Annotated in this window: 14 protein-coding genes; 5 read left to right on the top strand and 9 right to left on the bottom strand. The window is 68.7% G+C overall.

The features are described 5' to 3' along the window. Positions 1-17 precede the first annotated feature (17 nt). Together JN22_RS28425 and JN22_RS28430 are read left to right on the top strand one after the other, a co-directional pair. Positions 18-2,069, top strand: a complete 2,052-nt coding sequence (locus JN22_RS28425) for a molybdopterin-dependent oxidoreductase (RefSeq protein ID WP_085557074.1) — start codon at positions 18-20, stop codon at positions 2,067-2,069. A 103-nt stretch (positions 2,070-2,172) separates the two neighbouring features. Then, complete coding sequence (locus JN22_RS28430; RefSeq protein ID WP_085557075.1) at positions 2,173-3,264, top strand: NAD(P)H-dependent flavin oxidoreductase; 1,092 nt, start codon at positions 2,173-2,175, stop codon at positions 3,262-3,264. 96 nt (positions 3,265-3,360) lie between these two features. Here JN22_RS28430 and JN22_RS28435 read toward each other — a convergent pair whose 3' ends face one another. From JN22_RS28435 to JN22_RS28445, 3 genes are all read right to left on the bottom strand, one after another. Beyond that, positions 3,361-4,386: a GGDEF domain-containing protein gene (locus JN22_RS28435; RefSeq protein WP_143268519.1), complete on the bottom strand. Its 1,026-nt coding sequence runs from the start codon at positions 4,384-4,386 to the stop codon at positions 3,361-3,363. Positions 4,387-4,487: 101 nt separating this feature from the next. Further along, a complete protein-coding gene (locus tag JN22_RS28440; RefSeq protein ID WP_085557077.1) occupies positions 4,488-4,997 on the bottom strand; it encodes a pentapeptide repeat-containing protein in 510 nt (169 codons plus the stop codon). Between the two features lie 75 nt (positions 4,998-5,072). Further along, on the bottom strand, positions 5,073-5,582 hold the full coding sequence (locus tag JN22_RS28445; protein ID WP_223677925.1) for a thioesterase family protein: 510 nt from the start codon (positions 5,580-5,582) through the stop codon (positions 5,073-5,075). Positions 5,583-5,806: 224 nt separating this feature from the next. Between JN22_RS28445 and JN22_RS28450 the strand changes: the two genes are divergently transcribed. Beyond that, on the top strand, positions 5,807-7,681 hold the full coding sequence (locus JN22_RS28450) for a S8 family serine peptidase (RefSeq protein ID WP_179166249.1): 1,875 nt from the start codon (positions 5,807-5,809) through the stop codon (positions 7,679-7,681). A 152-nt stretch (positions 7,682-7,833) separates the two neighbouring features. On the opposite strand, the gene JN22_RS28455 is transcribed toward JN22_RS28450, so the two are convergent. The 5 genes from JN22_RS28455 to JN22_RS28475 all read right to left on the bottom strand — a co-directional run bounded on the left by JN22_RS28455 (position 7,834) and on the right by JN22_RS28475 (position 14,402). Beyond that, complete coding sequence (locus tag JN22_RS28455) at positions 7,834-8,076, bottom strand: hypothetical protein (protein ID WP_143268521.1); 243 nt, start codon at positions 8,074-8,076, stop codon at positions 7,834-7,836. 384 nt (positions 8,077-8,460) lie between these two features. Beyond that, a complete protein-coding gene (gene metH, locus JN22_RS28460) occupies positions 8,461-11,952 on the bottom strand; it encodes a methionine synthase (RefSeq protein ID WP_085557080.1) in 3,492 nt (1,163 codons plus the stop codon). Positions 11,953-11,994: 42 nt separating this feature from the next. Continuing rightward, positions 11,995-12,468 carry a DUF29 domain-containing protein gene (locus tag JN22_RS28465; protein ID WP_085557081.1) on the bottom strand — a complete coding sequence of 158 codons (474 nt, stop codon included), beginning with the start codon at positions 12,466-12,468 and terminating at the stop codon, positions 11,995-11,997. Positions 12,469-12,516: 48 nt separating this feature from the next. Next, positions 12,517-13,407 carry a methylenetetrahydrofolate reductase [NAD(P)H] gene (gene metF / locus JN22_RS28470; RefSeq protein WP_085557082.1) on the bottom strand — a complete coding sequence of 297 codons (891 nt, stop codon included), beginning with the start codon at positions 13,405-13,407 and terminating at the stop codon, positions 12,517-12,519. Continuing rightward, positions 13,404-14,402 carry an ArsR/SmtB family transcription factor gene (locus JN22_RS28475; protein ID WP_085557083.1) on the bottom strand — a complete coding sequence of 333 codons (999 nt, stop codon included), beginning with the start codon at positions 14,400-14,402 and terminating at the stop codon, positions 13,404-13,406. Before JN22_RS28475 ends, metF begins: the two co-directional genes overlap by 4 nt. Positions 14,403-14,796: 394 nt before the next feature. Here JN22_RS28475 and JN22_RS28480 point away from each other — a divergent pair, with 394 nt between their 5' ends. Both JN22_RS28480 and JN22_RS28485 read left to right on the top strand, forming a co-directional pair. Beyond that, positions 14,797-15,570: an MlaA family lipoprotein gene (locus tag JN22_RS28480; RefSeq protein ID WP_085557084.1), complete on the top strand. Its 774-nt coding sequence runs from the start codon at positions 14,797-14,799 to the stop codon at positions 15,568-15,570. A gap of 118 nt (positions 15,571-15,688) precedes the next feature. Further along, complete coding sequence (locus tag JN22_RS28485; protein ID WP_085557085.1) at positions 15,689-16,318, top strand: MlaC/ttg2D family ABC transporter substrate-binding protein; 630 nt, start codon at positions 15,689-15,691, stop codon at positions 16,316-16,318. Positions 16,319-16,390: 72 nt separating this feature from the next. On the opposite strand, the gene JN22_RS28490 is transcribed toward JN22_RS28485, so the two are convergent. Then, positions 16,391-17,653 carry an MFS transporter gene (locus JN22_RS28490; RefSeq protein ID WP_085557086.1) on the bottom strand — a complete coding sequence of 421 codons (1,263 nt, stop codon included), beginning with the start codon at positions 17,651-17,653 and terminating at the stop codon, positions 16,391-16,393. Between the last annotated feature and the right edge of the window lie 104 nt (positions 17,654-17,757).

Here is a 17,757-nt window from a genome sequence, read left to right on the forward strand (position 1 = left end):
AGCCCGGAGTGCCCGCCTTGCCGGCCCAGTATCTGCCCACCGCCTGCCCGCACGATTGCCCGAGCACCTGCGCCCTGGAGGTCGAGCGGCTGGCCCCCGACCGCATCGGCAAGGTCCGGGGCGCCGCCGACAACAGCTACACGGCCGGGGTGATCTGCGCGAAGGTCAGCCGCTACGCCGAGCGCGTGCATTCCCCCGACCGGCTGAAGACCCCGCTGCTGCGCAACGGCCCCAAGGGCTCCGGCCAGTGGAAGGAAATCGGCTGGGACGAGGCGCTCGACCGCATCGCCGAGTCCTTCCTGACCGCCGAGCGCAGCCTGGGCGCCGAGTCCGTCTGGCCGCTCTACTACGCCGGCACCATGGGGCTGGTGCAGCGCGGCGCCATCCAGCGCCTGCGCCACGCCAAGGGCTATTCCCGCCAGATCAGCACCGTCTGCGACACGCCGGCCAACATGGGCTGGCTGGCCGGCTACGGCGACATCCGCGGCGCCGACCCGCGCGAGATGGCCGAGAGCGACCTGATCGTCAACTGGGGCGGCAACCCGGTCGCCACCCAGGTCAACGTGATGACCCACGTCAGCCGCGCCCGCAAGGGGCGCGGCGCCAAGCTGGTCACCATCGACCCCTACCGCACCGGCACCGCCGAGGTGTCGGACCTGCACCTGATGCTGCGGCCGGGCACCGACGGGGCGCTGGCCTGCGCGGTGATGCATGTGCTGTTCCGCGAGGGCTTCGCCGACCGCGCCTACCTCGCCCGCCTGACCGCCGAGCCCGAGCGCTTCGAGGCGCATCTCGCCAGCCGCACGCCGGAATGGGCCTCGGCCATCACCGGCCTCGGCGTCGCCGAGATCGAGGACTTCGCCCGCCTCTACGGTTCGACCCCGCGCAGCTACCTGCGCATCGGCTACGGAGTCAGCCGCACCCACAACGGCGCGGCGCAGATGCACGCGGTGTCCTGCCTGCCCATCGTCACCGGCTCCTGGCAGCACAAGGGCGGCGGCGGGCTCTACTGCTCGTCGGGCATATACAACCTCGACAGGACGTTGTCAGAGGGGCTGGACCGGGTCGACAAGCACATCCGCGCCTTCGACCAGTCGCGCACCGGCGCGGTGCTGACCGGCGACCCGCGCGACCTGACCAGCGGCCCGCCGGTGACGGCGATGCTGATCCAGAACACCAACCCGGCGGCGATCTGCCCGGATTCCAACCGTGTCCGCCAGGGCTTCCTGCGCGAGGATCTGTTCGTCGCGGTGCACGAGCAGTTCATGACCGACACGGCGCAACTCGCCGATCTGGTCATCCCCGCCACCACCTTCCTGGAGCATGACGACATCTACCGCGGCGGCGGCCAGATGCACATCGTCATCGGCCGCAAGGTGATCGAGCCCCAGCACGAGGCGCGCGAGAACCATTGGGTGATCTCGGAGATCGCTCGCCGGGTCGGGGCCGAGCATCCCGGCTTCGGCATGAGCGCGCTGGAGATCATCGACGCGATGCTGAGGACCTCCGGCCTTGGCGACGCGGCGACGCTGACCGAAAACCGCTGGATCGACGCCCAGCCCGATTTCGAGACCTCGCATTTCCTCAACGGCTTCGCCTTCCCCGACGGCAGGTTCCGCTTCGCGCCGGACTGGGCGGCGCTCGGCCCCTATGGCGGGATGCCGGAGTTGCCCGACCACATGCCGCCCGGCCGCGAGGCCGACGACGAGCACCCCTTCCGCCTCGTCACCGCCCCGGCCCGCCAGTTCCTCAACACCAGCTTCGGCGAGACGGTGACCTCCCAGCGCCGGGAAGGCCGCCCGACCGCGCTGATCCACCCGGAGGATGCCGCCGGGCTGGCTCTCGCCGAGGGCGCGCCGGTGCGGCTCGGCAACCTCCAGGGCAGCGTGGTGGTGCACGCCAAGCCCTTCGCCGGGGTGCCGCGCGGGGTGGTGATCGTCGAGGGCATCTGGCCGAACACCGCCTTCGTCGAGGGCATCGGCATCAACAGCCTGACCTCGCCGGAACCGATCCCACCGGCCGGCGGCGCCGCCTTCCACGACACGGCGGTGTGGCTGCGGGCGGCGTGAAAATCCATCACTGGAAGTGAACGCCGCCTTCTGAACAAGTCGTTGGTCGTGATGGGGTGGCGGGCGTAGCATCGCCGCCAACGACCAACGGACGGAGGCGGCGATGCCCGCGCACACGGAAACCTTGGAACGTCTGGGGCTGCGCTCCCCGATCATTCAGGCGCCGATGGCCGGCGGCGGCGACACCGCCGCCCTGGTCGCGGCGGTCAACGAGGCCGGCGGCTTCGGCTTCGTCGGCGCCGCCTACCTCGGCCCCGCACAGATCGCCGAGCGCGCCCGCGACATCCGCGCCCGCACCGCCCTGCCCTTCGGCATCAACCTCTTCGCCCCCCTGCCGGAACCGGCCCCCTCGCCGGTCACGAAGGAGGCGCTGGCGCGGGTGGCGCCCTTCTTCGCCGAACTCGGCCTGCCCGCCCCCACGGCGCCGGCCTATCCTGGCGACGCCTTCGCCGCGCAGATGCCCGCGCTGCTCGACAGCGGCGCGGCCGCCTTCAGCGTCACCTTCGGCCTGCCGCCCGCCGAGGCGGTGGAGGCGGCCAAGGCGCGCGGCCTGCGCGTGATCGGCACCGCCACCACGGTCGCCGAGGCCGTCGCGCTGGAGCGGGCCGGCGTCGACGCGGTGGTCGCACAGGGCAGCGAGGCCGGGGGCCATCGCGGCAGCTTCCTCGGCGATCCGGCCGAGAACCTCGTCGGCACGATGGCGCTGGTTCCCCAGGTCGCCGACGCGGTGCGGGTGCCGGTCATCGCATCCGGCGGCATCATGGACGGGCGCGGGGTCGCCGCCGCCCTGGCGCTGGGAGCGGTCGCGGTGCAGTTCGGCACCGTCTTCCTGACCAGCGACGAGGCCGGCGCGCCCGACGCCCACAAGCAGGCGATCCTCGACGCCAGTGAGGATCAGACCCGCATCACCCACGCCTTCTCCGGCCGGCCGGCGCGCGGCATCCTCAATCGATTCATGGAACGGGTCGAGGATCCGGACGCGGACGCGGCGGTCCTGCCCTTCCCGCTCCAGAACGCGCTGACCCGCCCGTTGCGCACCGCCGCCGCCCAGCAGGGCCGCGCCGAATTCCTGTCGCTCTGGAGCGGCCAGGGGCTGCGCATGGCGAAGCGCCGCCCGGCGGCGGAGATCGTCGCCGACCTGCTGCGGGACAGCCAGGCGGTGATCCGCCGCCTGTCCGTCGGGGCGGGCGGCTAGAGCGGATCGCGTAAAACCGGAATCGGTTTGGAGCGTGAATCCGCTCGTCATCAAAAGGCTAAAGTTTCGGGCGTTTCTTATTAAACGCACGAAACTTTAAGCCTCCACCTGCACCCGGTTGCGTCCGCCGCGCTTGGCGCCATAGAGCGCCTGATCGGCGCGGCGGATGAAGGCGTTCATCCCCTCGCCCGGCCGGAACTGGGCGACGCCGACCGACAGGGCGACGGTGCCGTAATTGGCGTTGCGCGCCTTGTTGACGATCTGCCGCCCGCCGACGAAGGTCCGCACCTGCTCCGCCACCTTCGCCGCGTTGTCCAGGCTGGTGCGCGGCAGGATGATCGCGAACTCCTCCCCGCCATAGCGGGCGGCGGTGTCGCGGCCCTTGATGCATTCCGTCAGCATGCGGGCGACCAGCTTCAGCACATGGTCGCCGACCAGATGGCCGTGCGTGTCGTTGAAGGTCTTGAAATGGTCGATGTCGAGCATCAGCAGCGACAGCGGCTGCCCGTCGCGCCCGGCCTCGTCGATGGCGTCGAGCAGCATCAGGTCGAAGGCCTTGCGGTTGGCGATGCCGGTCAGCCCGTCGGTCAACGCCTCGCGCCGCGCGCTGTCGAGGCTGACCCGCATCTCCGCAAGCTGGTGGCTCGATTCCTGGAGCTGGAGCTGGAGCGCGGTCTGCCGCTCGACGATGGATGCGGTCTCGGCGGCGATGGCGGCGACCATGGCGCGCAGGTCGTTCAGACCGAGCGGCTGGGTCAGTTCGTCCTGGAAACCGCTCAGGGCGTGGCCGTAGCGCTCGGTCTCCGACCCGACGCTGCCGAGCTGCTCCAGGATGCGGCCCAGCGCGTAGCGCGCCTTGTCGGAAGTCTCGCGGATCGCCTGGACCTCGGCGTCCAGCGTGAAGAAGCGCTTGAACAGCTCCTCGCACAGGCTCTGCGACAGGGCGATGCCGTCGCGGCTGGCGATGTCCACCGCGCGGGTCAAATCCGGATTCTGGCCGCTGAAATAGACGTACCAGAGGGTGAAGTGTTCCGGGCTCGGCGGCAGGCGGTCAGCCAACATACGATCCAGCGCCCTGCCGGCCAAGGCGCTGGCCCTCTCGAACTCATCCCTGCTGGTCACCGGCGCCGCCTGTCGAAGAAACAATTCGATCTCGAACGATACGCGGGCTTGGCCGTTTCGGCAAGCGCGTTCTGTTGCGAGACTTCAGGCAACCAATCTCTTTAGTTGCACTGGCCGACCGAGTTTTCCGCACAGATGCGCGCGCCGTCGATCCAGCGCGCCCCCGACAGGTCGGCGTGGCGGAAATCCGTCCCGCCCAGCTTGGCGCCCGTGAAGTCGGCGCGGGCCAGGGTCGCTCCGATCAACTTGGCGTTGCGCAGATCGGCGTCCCGGAAGGAGGCTCCCGTCAGGTCGGCGCGGGTGAAGTCCGCCTCGATCAGCCTCGCCCGGTCGAACCGCGCCCCCGGCGCCGCCGTGCTGATGAATTTGGAACGATAGCCGTCGGCCTCGCTGAGATCGGCGTTGGCCAGGGTGGAGCGCTGGAAACTGGTGTCGCGCAGCATCGCGCCGGTCAGCGCCACTCCCGTCATCGTCTGCCCTTCGAAGGAGCAGCGCCGCCACGCCACCTTCGGCCCGGCGGGATCGGTGCAATCGGCGAGGGCCGGAACGGAGATCGACACGAACGCCAGGGCGGCGACGGCGAACAGGCGGGGGGCGAAACGAAGCTTCATCCTTCAACAGATGGGGATGGCCGCGCCCAGGACAACATCCCCCAGCGCGTTGACCGGGCGCGTCAATCGGACGCATCAATCGGATGGCGCGAGGCGCCCAACCGCACGCCCGGCCTGGGACGGGCGCGGCAGGACGGCGTGCGCGGCGGCCTGCGCCGCCAACGTCGCGGCGACCGCCTCCGGGAACGGGCAGGTGCGCCGCTGCTCCAGATCGACATGCAGCAGCATGAACTCCGCCGTCGCCGCCAGCCAGCCCTGCTCCGCGTGGTGCATCTGGTGGAACAGGTGCAGCCGCTTGCCGTCCGCCCCCAGGACATGAGTGGCGAAGCGCAGCGGCGTCCCCTCCGTCACCTCGCGCGCGTAGGTCAGATGGGCATCGACCACGAACAGCGAGCGCTTGTCCCGCTCCACATAGGCCTTGCCGAGCCCGAACCGGTCGAGCGCCGCATCCGTCGCCTGATCGAAAGCCAGCAGGTAATAGGCGACGTTCATATGGCCGTTGTAGTCGATCCACTCCGGCCGGACGGTGGCCCGGTGCAGGTCGAGCGGAGTGCCGGTGATGATTCCGCCGGAAAGCATGGTCATACGCAGACATCCTCGAAGGTTGCGGCGCGGCGCGCGGCACGGAATTCCCCGGCGGCGCCCCACAGCCGCCCATTGCAGCGGGGCGCCGAAACCCGTCGGCGTCAGGCCCAGGACAGGCCGTTCGCCTATCGGAACATTCTTTGAAATCGTCGGCACTTTAGCTAAGGTGTACCCGCTTGTTAACGGCACAGCGCAGAGTTGGACGCATGACCGGACATCGAAAGTTGGACGCCCTGTTCGGTCGGTTGGCTGCGCCTCCCCATTATGACGATCAGGCCGCCATGCCGAAAGCGGCCGCTTCGCACGAGGGCGACCAATACGGGGACCATCGACACGGGGACGACCGAAGCGCCGATGGCGCGGAATGGCCGGAAGACACCCCCGACGCGACGATCCGGGCGATCGTCTATCTGGCGGGCGACCGGCTGCCGGATGCCCTCGAGAGATACGCCTGCGTCAGGATCACCGATCGCATCTGCGTAGTGGAACTGCCGTCCGCCGACCTTTGGCAGCTCACCGACCTGCCGGAGGTGCAGTTCATCGAGGCGCCTCGGGCCGTGTCCCCCCAACTCGACAGCTCGGTCCGCTTCGTCAAGGGAACCAAGCCGACCCACGGCGCGTCCGCAAGCAGTCTGACCGGCAAGAACACGATCATCGGCGTGATCGACTGGGGGTTCGACTTCACGTCCCGTGATTTTTGCCGCCTGGACAGCGGCGGCAAGGAGTGTTCCCGGATTTTGTTCCTTTGGGATCAGACCCTTTCCCCTCAGGCGGGCGAGCATGCGCCCGCCGGACATGGCGTGGGCGTCGAATACGACCAGGCCGCGATCAGCAAGGCGGTCAATGGCGCCAATCCCTTCACCAGCGTCCGCCACCGGCCCGAAAGCGGCAGCCACGGCACCCATGTTCTGGGCATCGCCGCCGGCAACGGGCGCCAGACCTGCCCGTCCCATCCGGCCGGCACCTATGTCGGAATGGCGCCCGACGCGGATTTGATCCTCGTCCACCCAAAGCGAATCAACGGCGAAACCATCACCGATTCCACCTATCTCGTGGAAGCGATCTCCTACATCTTCAAGAAGGCGGCCGGGCTGAAGCGCCCCTGCGTGATCAATCTCAGCCTGGGGCAGAACGGCGGCAGCCATGACGGCGAAAGCGCCGTCGAGCAGACCATCGACGATTATCTCACGGGTCATCGGGGCCGGGCCGTGGTCGCCGCCGCCGGGAATGCAAGAGATCTCGGGACCCATGCGTCGGGGATCATGCCGGGGCCGGGCAGCACACGCCTTGTGAAATGGAAAATCGCGAACGGCGGCACGAGCATCATGAGCCAGACCGGCAAGCTCGTTCGTCTTCACCCCCATCGCATGGAAATCTGGCACTCGTCGCGCGACGTTTTCAAGGTGCGCCTGCATGGTCCGAATGGCTTCGCCACGAATTGGGTGGATCCCATGGATCCCAACACGGCCCACAGCGGGACGTCGAAGAACTTCAAGACCGACATCAACGCCGTCCGCTTCACCGACAGGAATGGTGATGCGCAGATCGCGATCACGGTCGAAACGACGCACCTCGCCACCGCGTCCGGATACGACGATTGGGCCGTTGAACTGTGCAGCGTCGCCGTGGCCGATGGGCGTTATCACGCCTGGATCGAAACCGCCGCTGACGTGCCATGGGCGCAGTCGGTGTTCACGAGCGGTGACACGGACGAGCGCTGCACCCTCACGACGCCGGGGACCAGCCGCCGTGTGATCGCCGTCGGAAATTACGATCACAGGAAGCAAATCGTCGCCTCCAGCAGCAGCCAGGGGCCGACCCGCGATGGGCGCTCCAAGCCCGACCTGGCCGCCCCCGGCACCGCGATCCATTCCTCGAACGCCGGAACCCCGCCGGCCCGCATCGCGATGACCGGAACCAGCATGAGCGCGCCCCATGTGACGGGAGCCGTCGCGCTGATGCTCGAAGCCGATCCAAAGCTCCGCAGCAGCGTGATCCCAAAAATGCTGATGGCCTCGGCGACCCCGCTTCCCAAGGCCAATCCCGAACTCGTCGGGGCGGGCATCCTCAACGTCGACGCGCTCTTGAAACTGATCTGATCCGAAGCGACAGGCCGCCTCCGGTCCCCTCTCCGGGGGATCCGCTATCGGAACGGGGAGAGCCGGGGCAGCCCAAGGCGGGAGACGAGGCGGAAGAGGTCACCGGCGGGAAAAGCGGAAATGGCCGGAGGGAGCGCTTCGGCAGCCCCCCTTCAACGAAACGGGGAATCCGACTCGATGTAGGACACCTCGTCCAAGCTGGCCAGCTCGAACAACCGCTTCACTGGAATGGCAACGGTCATCAGGGAGGGCCGTTCGAACTGGTGGGAAATTCTGCCCCCGAGCCGCTCCACATCCTCGCGCAGCACGCTCAGGTTCGCCGCCCGGTCGACTTCGACCAGGGCCGACACCATCACCGTTCCATCGGTCTCATCCGAGCGGCGGATCAGCCGCATGGCCCCGGGCCCTATACGGCGCTGAAGCCGTCGATCCATGATGACAACCGGCATCAACAACACCTTTCGATGTTACGCGGAAGCCCACCTTCCCACACACAGACCATCTTGCCTCGGCCCGCGCCCGGTCATCGGTGGGCTAGCCTAGATTCATTTCAAGGGCTTCGCCATAGGAATATCCGCGGGAGGGCGTGCCGGCGCAAGACAGGGGAAACCGCCCCCTCCAGCTTCCATGCCCGCCCACTCCCGCCGGCCTTCTCCGGCCTCACCCTCCTCGGTCGCTCCAGCCTCCAATCGTCTCATGATGGGCGGAGGAATCGCCACGATTCGAAAGCAGCACCGCCGTTCGATCCCTCCTCTCCGTTCGAGCCTCCTCCGGCTCGCTCAAACGCTGAAATACTTGGCGCGCGGATGATGAAGAACGATGGCGGACGTGCTTTGTTCCGGGTGGAGCTGATCCTCGTCCGACATCTCGATGCCGATCCGCCCGGCGTCGAGCAGCTTCAGAAGCTGCTCCTGGTCCTTCAGGTTCGGGCAGGCCGGGTAGCCGAAGCTGTAGCGGGAGCCGCGGTAGGACTGCTGCAACAGCTTCTCCTTGTCGCGGCTGTCCTCGGCGCCGTAGCCCAGCTCCGAGCGGATGCGGGCGTGGACGTACTCCGCCATCGCCTCGGTCATCTCCACCGACAGGCCGTGCAGGTAGAGGTAATCCTGGTAGCGGTTCTCGGCGAACCATTCCCGCGCCACCTCGGCGCAATGCTGGCCCATGGTGACGACCTGGAGGCCGAGCACGTCGCGCTCCGGATCGGTCACGTCGCGCAGGAAGTCGGCGATGCACTCGCCGTCCTCCTTGGCCTGACGCGGCAGGGAGAAGCGCGCCGCCTCGGTGATCCCGTCCTCCTCGAACAGGATGACGTCGTTGCCGTCGGCCGCCGCCTTCCAATAGCCGTAGACGGCGGTCGGCCGCAGAATGGTCTCGGTCGCGGCGATGCGCAGGATGCGGTCGAGCACCGGCCGCAGCTCCTTCTTCGCCCACTCCTTGAACTCCTCGAAGGACTTGCCGTCCTTCCGGTAACCCCACTGGAGCTGGTAGAGCATCCGCTCGTTCAGGTAGGTGACCAGCGTCTTCAGCGGCACATGGTCGATCAGCTTCGGCCCCCAGAAGGGCGGGGTCGGCACCGGCACGCCCTCGGCCAGCCGGCGGCGGCGGGCGCGCACGGCGTCCTTGTCCACCGGGCCGGTGGCGGCGCTGGTCGCCTGCCCCAGCACGCGGCGGCGGTTGACCGCCTTGCCGGCGCGCTTGGCCTGCTGGATGGCGAGCTGCTGGTCGAAGCTGCCGCCGACCACCTGATCCATCAGCGTCAGCCCATCGAAGGCGTCGCCGGCGTAGGCCACGCGGCCCGAGCCGTAGGAGGCCACGCAGTCGCCCTCGACATAGGCGCGGGTCAGGGCGGCGCCGCCGAGCAGCACCGGCACCTCCAGCCCCTCGCGGGTCATCTCGGCGAGATTCTCGCGCATCACCACGGTGGATTTCACCAGCAGGCCGGACATGCCGACGGCGTCGGCCTTGTGCTCCTTGGCGGCCTGGATGATGGTCGTCACCGGCTGCTTGATGCCGAGGTTGATCACCTTGTAGCCGTTGTTGGTCAGGATGATGTCGACGAGGTTCTTGCCGATGTCGTGGACGTCGCCCTTCACGGTGGCCAGCACCAGCGTGCCCTTCTGCTGGCCGTCGATCTTCTCCATGTGCGGCTCCAGCCATGCCACGGCGGCCTTCATCGTCTCGGCCGACTGAAGCACGAAGGGAAGCTGCATCTTGCCGGCGCCGAACAGCTCGCCGACCACCTTCATGCCGTCGAGCAGGTAGGTGTTGATGATTTCCAGCGGCGGGTGGGTCTTCATCGCCTCGGCGAGGTCGTCCTCCAGCCCGGTGCGGTCGCCGTCGACGATGCGCTCCTTCAGCCGCTCCTCGACCGTCTCGGCGCGCGCCTTCTTCTTGGCGTCCGCCGCCTTGCGGCCCTCGAACAGCGCGATGAAGGCCTGCAAGGGATCATACCCCTCGGCGCGGCGGTCGAAGATCAGATCCTCGGCGGTTTTCACCTCCTTTTCGGGGATCTGGTGCAGCGGCAGGATCTTGGAGACGTGGACGATGGCCCCGGTCATCCCGCGCTTGACCGCGTGGTCGAGGAACACCGAGTTCAGCACATGGCGCGCCGCCGCGTTCAGGCCGAAGGAGATGTTCGACAGGCCGAGGATGATCTGGCAGCCGGGCATCTCGCGGGCGATCGCCTCGATGCCCTCAAGCGTCCAGACGCCGAGCTTGCGGTCGTCCTCGTTGCCGGTGGCGATGGTGAAGGTCAGCGGGTCGAACAGCAGGTCGGCCGGCGCCAGCCCGTACTCGTTCACGGCGAGGTCGTAGAGGCGCCTGGCGATCTCCAGCTTGCGCTCGGGAGTCTTCGCCATGCCCTCCTCGTCGATGGTCAGCGCGATCACCGCCGCGCCGAACTTCTTGGCGAGCGCCAGACGCTTGCGGGCCGGCTCATCGCCGTCCTCGAAATTGATCGAGTTGAGGATCGCCTTGCCGCCATAGAGCGCCAGCGCCTTCTCCAGCACGATGTATTCGGTGGAATCGACGACCAGCGGCGCCGTCACCGAACCGACGAAGCGCGAGACCACCGCGTCCATCTCCGCCACCTCGTCGCGGCCGACGAAGGCGGTGCAGACGTCCAGCGAATGCGAGCCCTCCTTGACCTGCTCGCGCGCCATCTCGACGCAGCCGTCCCAGTCATGGCGCTCCTGAAGCTCGCGCCACTTCTTGGAGCCGTTGGCGTTGCAGCGCTCGCCGATGGCGAAGAAGGCGTTTTCCTGGCGCAGCGTGACCTGGGAATAGAGCGAGGCCACCGCCGGCACCCAATGCACCGTGCGGCCCTTCGGATTCGGGCGGTGCGCGCCGGCCGGCGCCAGCTTCCGCAGCATCTGGTTCGCCGCCGCGATGTGCGGGACATTGGTGCCGCAGCAGCCGCCGACGAGGTTCACCCCGTCCTCCGTGACGAAGCGCTCCAGCCAATGGGCGAAATCGTCGGCGCGCAACGGGTAATGGGTCTTGCCGTCGAGCAGTTCCGGCAGGCCGGCGTTCGGCTGCACCGACACCAGCCCCGGCCAGTTCTGCGACAGCCAGCGGACATGCTCGCTCATCTCCAGCGGGCCGGTGGCGCAGTTCAGCCCGAGCAGCGGCACGTCGAGCGCCTGGATCACCGTGGCCGCCGCCGCGATGTCGGTGCCGACCAGCAGCGTGCCGGTGGTCTCCACCGTCACCTGCACGAAGACCGGCGTGTCGGCTCCGGCTTCGGCCCGCGCGCGCTTGATGCCGTTGACGGCGGCCTTGATCTGCAAGGGGTCCTGGCAGGTCTCCACCAGGATGGCGTCGGCGCCGCCGGCGATCAGGCCGGCGGCCTGGACGAAGAAGCTGTCCTCCAGCGGCTGGTAGGCGATGTGGCCCAGGCTGGGCAGCTTGGTGCCCGGCCCGACCGAGCCGATGACGAAGCGCGGCTGCCCGTCGGTGAAGGTCGAAGCCGCCTCGCGCGCCAGCTCGACGGCGCGCTGGTTGATCTCGAAGGCCTTCTCGGCGATGCCGAACTCGCCCAGCGTGACCGGGGAGGCACCGAAGGTGTCGGTTTCCACCATGTCGGCCCCGGCCTCGAAATAGCCGCGATGGATCTCGCGGACGATGTCGGGGCGCGACAGCGGCAGGATGTCGGTGCAGTTCTCGTGCCCCCAGTAATCCTTCTCGACGTCGAGGTCGAGCGCCTGGATGCGGCTGCCGAACCCGCCATCGCACAGCAGAACGCGGTCACGCAGAGTGTCGAGGATGTGAGCCATGGGGAGAGTTCTTATCCGTTGCTTTGGGCGGGTGTTCGAAAGTCAGGAAAGATCGTGGCGGTTGACCGGCCACCAGTAGGGATCGAGGATTTGGTCGAGGGTGTAAGGGCAATCGGTAAGGGCAAGCTCGACGGCTATCCGATCCTGCTCCAGTCCGTCGATGGCGTAGTCGCGACCACGCCGGTACGCTTTGCCGAGGTCCAGCTTGCCACGAAGGCTCGGGCTGTCGTCCAGCGCATCGTTGGCCTGATCGCGCTGCTCACGGACCGACCAGCGCCATCCACCACGCGGCTCGACAGCCGGCGAGTGTTCCAGCTTCAGGAGGTGTTCGATCACACGGACCAGCGCGCTTTCGACCGCGCGCAACTCCGACCGGCCCATGCTCTCGATCTCCTCGGCGACGTTCTCCCAATCGATGGGCGTGTTGATGCGTTCGCGCGCGGCCTCGCGCAGCAGACGGGCCTGCTCCTCGGTCCAGGCGAGGAAATCCGTGTCGTACCCGATCCGGCTGTCCATGGCATCCACCCTCCGCGCCACCACGCCCGAGATTAGCACAGGGCCGCGTCAGCCGGCGACCGGCGCCGGGGTTGCCGCCTTGGCCTTCACCCCCAGCATGCGGCAGATGGCGATGGTCAGGTCGGAGCGGTTCAGCGTGTAGAAATGGAAGTCCGAGATTCCCTGCGCCTGCAACGCCTGGCACTGCTCCGCCGCCACCGTCGCGGCGACGAGCTGCCGGGTCTCCGGATCGGCGTCCAGCCCCTCGAAGGTGGCGGCGAGCTTCGCCGGCATCGAGGCGCCGCACTTGCCGGCGAACTCCACCGCGCGGGCGAAATTGGTGATCGGCAGGATGCCCGGCACCACCGGCACATGGATGCCCGCCGCGGCGCAGCGGTCGAGGAAGCGGAAATAGGCGTCGTTGTCGAAGAAGAACTGGGTGATGGCGCGGGTCGCCCCGGCGTCGACCTTGCGCTTGAGGTTGTCGAGGTCGAACTGGGCGCTCGGCGCCTCCGGATGGCTCTCCGGATAGGCGGCGACCGAGATCTCGAAATCGGCGATGCGCTTCATCCCCGCCACCAGATCGGCGGCGTAGGCGTAGCCGCCGGGAAACGGCTCATAGCGGCCGCCGACGCCCCCCGCCGTCTCCGGCGGGTCGCCGCGCAGCGCCACCAGATGGCGGATGCCGGCGTCCCAATAGCTGCGGGCGATGGAATCGATCTCGTCCCGCGTCGCGCCGACGCAGGTGAAGTGGGCGGCGGCCGGGATGCCGGTCTCCGCCTGGATGCGGGTGACGGTGGCGTGGGTCCGCTCGCGCGTCGAGCCGCCGGCCCCGTAGGTCACCGAGACGAAGCTCGGGGCAAGCGGAGCCAGCCGCTGGATCGACTGCCACAGGCTCTGCTCCATCTTCTCCGTCTTCGGCGGGAAGAATTCGAAGCTGACTGACGGGGTGGCGGTCATGACGTGGCTCCGCTGTGCGAAAGGGCGGGTTGGGAGACGGCGGCCGGCGCGCCCGCGAGGCGGGTCGCCGGCCAGATGGAGACGGTGAGCGGATCGCCCGGCAGATGCGCCACCGGGCCGCAGGACAGGCCCGACTGGCGGCACCAGCCGGCGACCTCCTGGTCGGCGAAGCCCAGCCGGCGGTGCGCGTGCTCCTCGCGCAGCGTCTCCAGCGTGTGGGGCGCGAAATCGACCACCAGCAGCCGGCCGCCGGGGCGCAGCACGCGCGCCGCCTCGGCGACGACCTCGGCCGGCGATTCGGTGAAGTGCAGCACCTGATGGATCACCGCGGCGTCGAAGGAGCCGCTCGGAAAGGGAAGCTGGTACATGTCGGCCTGCCGCACATGGCAGTGGCGCAGGCCGGCCTCCTCCAGCGTGGTGCGGGCCACCGCCAGCATCTCGCGCGACTGGTCCACCCCGACCGCGCGCTGAACCCGCGGCCCCAGCACCTCCAGCATCCGGCCGGTGCCGGTGCCGATGTCCAGCAACTCCTCCACCGCCTTGCCATCGGGGCCGCCGGCCGGGAACAGGCGCAGCAGCGCGGCCTCGACCTCGTCCTCCGCCACATGCAGGGAGCGGATCTCGTGCCAGCGGGCGGCGTTCTCGCGGAAATAGGCGGCGGCGGTCTCGGACCGGCCGCGCTTGATCGCCTCCAGCCGCTCCAGGTCCAGCGTCAGGGTCGGGTCGCTGTCGGGGATGGCGTCGACCAGCACGCGCGCCAGCTCCGCCGAGGCGCCCTTCTCGGCCAGCCGGTAGAAGGCGAAGGTGCCCTCGCGGAAGCGGTCGAGCAGCCCGGCGTCGCACAGCAGCTTCAGGTGGCGCGAGACGCGCGGCTGACTCTGGCCCAGGATCTGGGTCAGCTCGGTCACCGTCAGCTCGCCGTGCGCGCACAGCGCCAGCAGCCGGAGCCGTGTGGTCTCCGCCGCCGCCTTCAGAGTCGCAAGCAGATTGTCCATCGCCCCGCATCCATCCCGAATCGCCCGCCCGGATCAAGTTTCCGGGCCGCGGCGCACCCGCAGCTTCGGATACAGATATAAAGATATCTTTATGCGTCGTAAATCGTTTTTCACCGCGCATCCCCGGACAACCCGCGGATTTCCGGTGCGGCAACGGTATCACAGCCTCCGGGCGGAGCTGAGACCGGGCCGCCGCCCGCACTGGTCAAACGGCCAAGCCTGTGTTAGTCCACGAAAAGGTGGAAATTGGACGATTTCTCGCACAGTCTTCACCATGAACGCGCCGCCGCCTTGCCAGAGTTTGGGAACTCCAGCCGCGGGAGTCCTCGGATGATGGTTGGACGGGCCGGCGATCCGACCCGAGTTGAGCCTTCACACAAAGAGCCGACGCACCATGAAGCTGGCCAGCCTCTCCCGCTCCCTCCTCCGTTCGGCCACCGTCGCCGTCCTGGCCCTGACCGCGACGGCCTGCGCCAACCGGCCGGCCGACTCGGACGCCGCCTATGAGGTCAACGACCCCCTGGAAGTGCCGAACCGCTTCGTGTTCGCCGCCAACGAGGCCGTCGACGTGCTGGCCCTGCGCCCGGCGGCGGAGGTCTATGTCGGGCTGGTGCCGGATCCCGTCCGCGACGCGATCCACAACTTCATCGACAACCTGATGTCGCCGCTCTACATCGCCAACAACCTGCTTCAGGGCAATTTCGAGGGCGCGCAGTTCGCCACCGGCCGCTTCCTGACCAACACCGTGCTGGGCGCGGGCGGTCTCGCCGACGTGGCGACGGCGGCCGGCATCCCCGAGCGGCCCGAGGATTTCGGCCAGACCCTGGCGGTCTGGGGCGTCGGCGACGGCCCCTATCTGGTGCTGCCGCTGCTCGGGCCGTCGAATCTGCGCGACGCCGCCGGCTATGGCGTCGACACCGTCGCCGATCCGGTCCGCATCTGGGCCTACGCCCATGACGGCCAGGGCCTGATGATGGCCCGCGCCGGCGTCAGCGCCGTCGACCGCCGGTCGGAAGTGCTCAAGTCGGTGGACGACCTGCGCCGCAATTCGCTCGACTTCTACGCCACGGTGCGCAGCCTGCACCAGCAGCAGCGCCGGGCGGACATCGCCAACAAGCCGGGCGGCGGTCCGGAATTCCCGGACTTCGGCACGGCCCCGAAGCCCTGAGGCTTCCCGACGGCGGCGCTCCACCGGGCGCCGCCGCCGCTGTTTCGGCGATCGCTTTTCCACCCTTGGCCAGAAGACCGTTGACAATGGCTCTCCAGCCGCCACTTTTGACCCTACCATGCTGACACGTCGCCTGTTTGTCGCGTGCGCGGCCCTGCTCGCGGTGAGCAGCTGGGCCGGGCGCCCCCTTCTCTCCCCCGCCTTCGCGCAAAACGCGGATCCGGGAGCCGGTGCGTTCATCCAGAAGCTGGGGAACGACGCCATCGCCACCTTCTCGGACAAGAGCACGCCGCGCGACCAGGCGCTGGTCAAGTTCCGGACTCTGCTCAACCAGGGCTTCGACGTTCCCTACATCGGGCGCTGGGTGCTGGGCCGTTACTGGAACCAGGCGACCGAGGCCCAGCAGGCCGAATACCAGAAGCTGTTCGAGCAACTGATCGTCACGACCTACGCCGAACGCTTCATCGAGTATTCGGGCGAGACCTTCCGCATCGCCGGCACCGCGCCGGAGGGCGAGACCGACACCATGGTCACGACCCAGATCGTCCGCCCCAACGGCCCGCCGATCAACGTGAGCTGGCGTGTCCGCAAGAAGGGCGCCGACTACAAGATCATCGACATGGTGGTGGAGAATGTCAGCATGGGCGTGACCCAGCGGCAGGAGTTCGCCTCCGTCGTGCAGCAGAACGGCGGCAAGATCGACGGGCTGATCCAGGCCCTGCGCCAGAAGGTCGGCCGGACCGGCTGACCGCCGCAAGCCGCGCCGACACCGTGAAACCAGGGCCGCTCCCTCGGGAGCGGCCTTTTCTTTGCCCCCCGGTCAGCAGCGCTGCGGCGCCGGCACCGCCGGGGAAAGCTCGGCGCCCGGCCGGGTTTCCGGCATCGCCAGCGCGAACAGCGCGAGCGCCACGCCGGCCACCGCCGCCAGGGTGAGGAACGCCGCGCTGTAGCCGGCGTGGACGACGACAAGGCCGGCCACGCTGGTGCTCAGCGCGGCACCGATGCCCTGCATGGTGGCGATGGCGCCCTGGCTGACGTTGAAGCGGCCGGATCCCCGCGTCAGATCGGCGACGACGACCGGGAACAGCGCCCCGAACACCCCGGCCCCGATGCCGTCCAGGAGTTGCACGCCGACCAGCCAGTAGGGCGCGTCCGACAGGGTGTAGAGCACGCCGCGCAAGGGAAGGATCAGGAATCCGGCGAGGAAGATCGGCTTGCGCCCCCAGAGATCCGCCTTGGCGCCGACCAGCGCCGCGACCGGCACCATGACGAGCTGGGCCGCCACGATGCAGAGCGACATCAGCGTGGTGCCCAGGTTGCGGTCCTGGAGCGCCAGCTTCTGGCCGACCAGCGGCAGCATCGCCGCGTTGGCGAAGTGGAACAGGGAGGCGCAGGCCGCGAAGATCAGCAGCGGGCGGCAGGTCAGGATCACGCCCAGCCCGGACGGCTCGTCCCGCCCCTGCCCCGCTGCGCGGCGCTGCGCAGGGAACGCCTCGCCGTCCAGCCCGCGCGCGACGTCGTGGTCGATGGCCGCTCCGTCGATCCTCGCAATGGCGATGATGCTGGCGACCGTCATCGCCGTCATCAGCCAGAACACGGCGATGGGGCCGAAGGCGTAGGCGGCCAGACCGGCCAGCGCGGCGGCCACGGCGTTGCCGGCGTGGTTGAAGGACTCGTTGCGCCCGATGCGCCGCGTGAAGGCGCGCGGCCCGACCAGCCCCAGGCTGACGGCGGCGATGGCCGGCGGAAACAGGGCGCCGGCGGCGCCGGTGACGGCCTGCACGGTCGCCACCAGCGGAAAGCCCGGCAGCAGGGGCAGCAGCAGCGATCCGCCGGTCACCAGCAGGGCGGCACCCGCCATGACGGCCCGTTTCCACCGGGTGCGGTCGATCAGGGCGCCGGCCGGCATCTGCGCGACGATGCCCGCGATGCCGCCGATGGACATCACCACGCCGATGCTGGCCTCGTCCCAACGCTGGACGACCAGAAGGTAAATGGCGAGATAGGGGCCCAGCCCGTCGCGCACATCGGCCAGAAAGAAGTTGAGCCAATCCAGCGTCCGGTGATGCGGACCTGCACCCATGATGATGTCTCCGCCGGGAGAGGAGGAACGGTCCCGACTGAACACGCCGCCATGGCATTCGGCCATCCCGAACCGCAAGCGTGATCGGGCGACCGCGAATCCGT

Origin of the sequence: Azospirillum agricola (assembly GCF_020005195.1) — a bacterium.
GTDB lineage: Bacteria > Pseudomonadota > Alphaproteobacteria > Azospirillales > Azospirillaceae > Azospirillum > Azospirillum agricola.